The following is a 2,041-nucleotide window of genomic DNA, read 5'->3' as shown; positions in this document are numbered from 1 at the left end:
CACCTTGATGGCAAGCAGTGCAAGTGCTAGACAAATGCTCCGCATTGTCTGCCCTTGCCGCTTGCAAGAGGGGCGCTCCGCTTCCCCCCCTTGCCCCCCTTCGGAAGTTCAAATGCACCCCGATTTTGCCTCAGCAAAACGGGGTCAAAGTGCAGGTCGATTTCGCCTCGCGAAACGACCTCAAAAAGCATTGCCACTCGCTCGCGAATGGCAACAAAAAGGACACGCAGCTGAATGCTGCGTGTCGATGTAGATTAGGCTGTCAGTTTATTGCTTAATTTCCAGATACCGGTGCCGCATGATTCACTCGTTTTTGATGAGCTGCAAGTAGAGTATTACGAGCAGAAGCAGAATAGCTACAGGCAGGAAAAGCCATAGACTGAACTCGAATTCAATTTGCAGGATCAGTAAAACTATAAATACTAAGCTTAACCAATATCTGAGTTTCAAATGCTTCCCCTCTTATCCTACGAATACAGTGTGATGAATTGTCTTTAGAAGCTTAGTCCGTGAAGAGTTTGTATAGTATTTTGTGATTGACTCTTCACCGATAATCACGCTAATTCCTCTTGGTGAAGTAGCAGTAATCCAACGAGTATTGACCGTTGGCCAAATGTCTGCGTGCTGTGTTGCTGTTGCCTGGGCGATTGCATATAGACCGAGAGGAATTGCGGCTTTTTTGATAAAGGAACCTGCTAGGAATGTGGCGACCGCAGAGGCAACGCGCTTCGATTTAGTGCTTGGCATTTTGGTAACGCCAGACCACTTGCTGTATTTGATGTTTTTGTAGCCTAGACTCTTATAGTCGGCAATGCTGTTGGGATGAGTTTTTGAACGGGCAAGAAACATCTGCGTATAAGCAGCGGTCCCAGGAATTAGATCATTTTCAAATGATGCTGCCGGCAGTTGCGAAACAGTTTCAAAGCTCTCACTAGCTGTGTCAATCACAGCCGTTTCTGCTGCCGGTACTGCAGGCGCGGTGGTTGCTGCATGAGCGTTGACGGGACTAGATAATAAAAGCAAAGTAAACGAGCTTACGGCCAGAATAAGAGCACGTTGAGACAACAGATGCTTTTTCATAACGACCTTTTACCCTTGATAATTGCTGGTATGGTGATGGTCACAGCAGATATGGTAGATGACAGAAGGAGTAAGATCCAAAGCATCTTGCCACGAGTGCCGAACACCCATAGGAAAATACCCACAACTATCACGGCTAAGACGAAACGTATGATAGCAATTTGTCGGAAACTCAGTTTTGACATGTGTTTCTCCTTTCACAGTTGAGAGAAATTCAGAGAGTGAGGATGAATGTTATGAAAATTAATCGTGCGCTCACCGTTATGGCTTCTGGCCTAATTATAGCTTCGTCTACTGTGTTAGATTTTGTGGCCTTGCCAGGAACACAGGAGATACAGGTTGTGCAGGCTGCTACCAAGTACCCAACGGCCTGGACCAAAGTAAAGGACTTTTCGACCGTAAGGAGTCGGAACTTCAAAAGCATTACGACTAGCGCAATCGGCACAGCCCTTGGAACGTTAATAACGGGCGGTACGGCCTTGGCTGCTGGTGGTGTCGGTGTGATCTCGGGCATTGTTGCGGCGATGAACAACGGTGATGACCTAATTGTAAAAACCAATTTTTACTATCGCCAGTTGGCTGCTGATACCAAGCGAGCGAGTGGGGACCCACTGCGGCACTATGAAATGAGAAAAGAAGTTTCGGTGTTTAAGACGCATAACGGTAAAACTACGCAGATTGGGAAAACGAGAGTGGCGACCAAGAAAACATCTGGTATTTACACATTCTAATGCCAGTTTGAAGTTTTCGTAATGCGGAAGGCTCGGCTATTATGCCTGGCCTTTTTTTGTGAAGCAAGTAGGGAGCTCTGTTGTTTGTTTGGGCACATCGTCATCGCGAAGTCGACTTCAACTGTTCGAGGTACGCTTTCACTATTCATGCTTCGGCGGCCGCAATGCGTTGGTTGTTGCTGGCGTACAGCTCGTTGAGCTGGGCCAGCTTCTTTTTGTCGCCGGCGGTC

Annotated in this window: 3 protein-coding genes; 1 reads left to right on the top strand and 2 read right to left on the bottom strand. The window is 47.2% G+C overall.

Going from position 1 to position 2,041, the window contains the following annotated elements; translation table 11 throughout:
* Nucleotides 1-462: 462 nt before the first annotated feature.
* Complete coding sequence (locus tag EKM98_RS11955; protein WP_125982755.1) at nt 463-1,065, bottom strand: hypothetical protein; 603 nt, start codon at nt 1,063-1,065, stop codon at nt 463-465.
* Between the two features lie 251 nt (nt 1,066-1,316).
* Here EKM98_RS11955 and EKM98_RS11950 point away from each other — a divergent pair, with 251 nt between their 5' ends.
* The gene (locus tag EKM98_RS11950) at nt 1,317-1,811 is read left to right on the top strand and encodes a hypothetical protein (protein WP_125982754.1); all 495 of its coding nucleotides are present in this window, start codon (nt 1,317-1,319) and stop codon (nt 1,809-1,811) included.
* Here EKM98_RS11950 and EKM98_RS12215 read toward each other — a convergent pair.
* The coding region (locus EKM98_RS12215; protein WP_225418589.1) for a hypothetical protein at nt 1,808-2,041 on the bottom strand (234 nt) is incomplete at its 5' end. The genes EKM98_RS11950 and EKM98_RS12215 overlap by 4 nt on opposite strands.

Source organism: Loigolactobacillus iwatensis (assembly GCF_003950295.1).
GTDB lineage: Bacteria > Bacillota > Bacilli > Lactobacillales > Lactobacillaceae > Loigolactobacillus > Loigolactobacillus iwatensis.
Note: the sequence above shows the minus strand (reverse complement) of the source record. Positions and strands in the feature narration are given on the sequence as shown.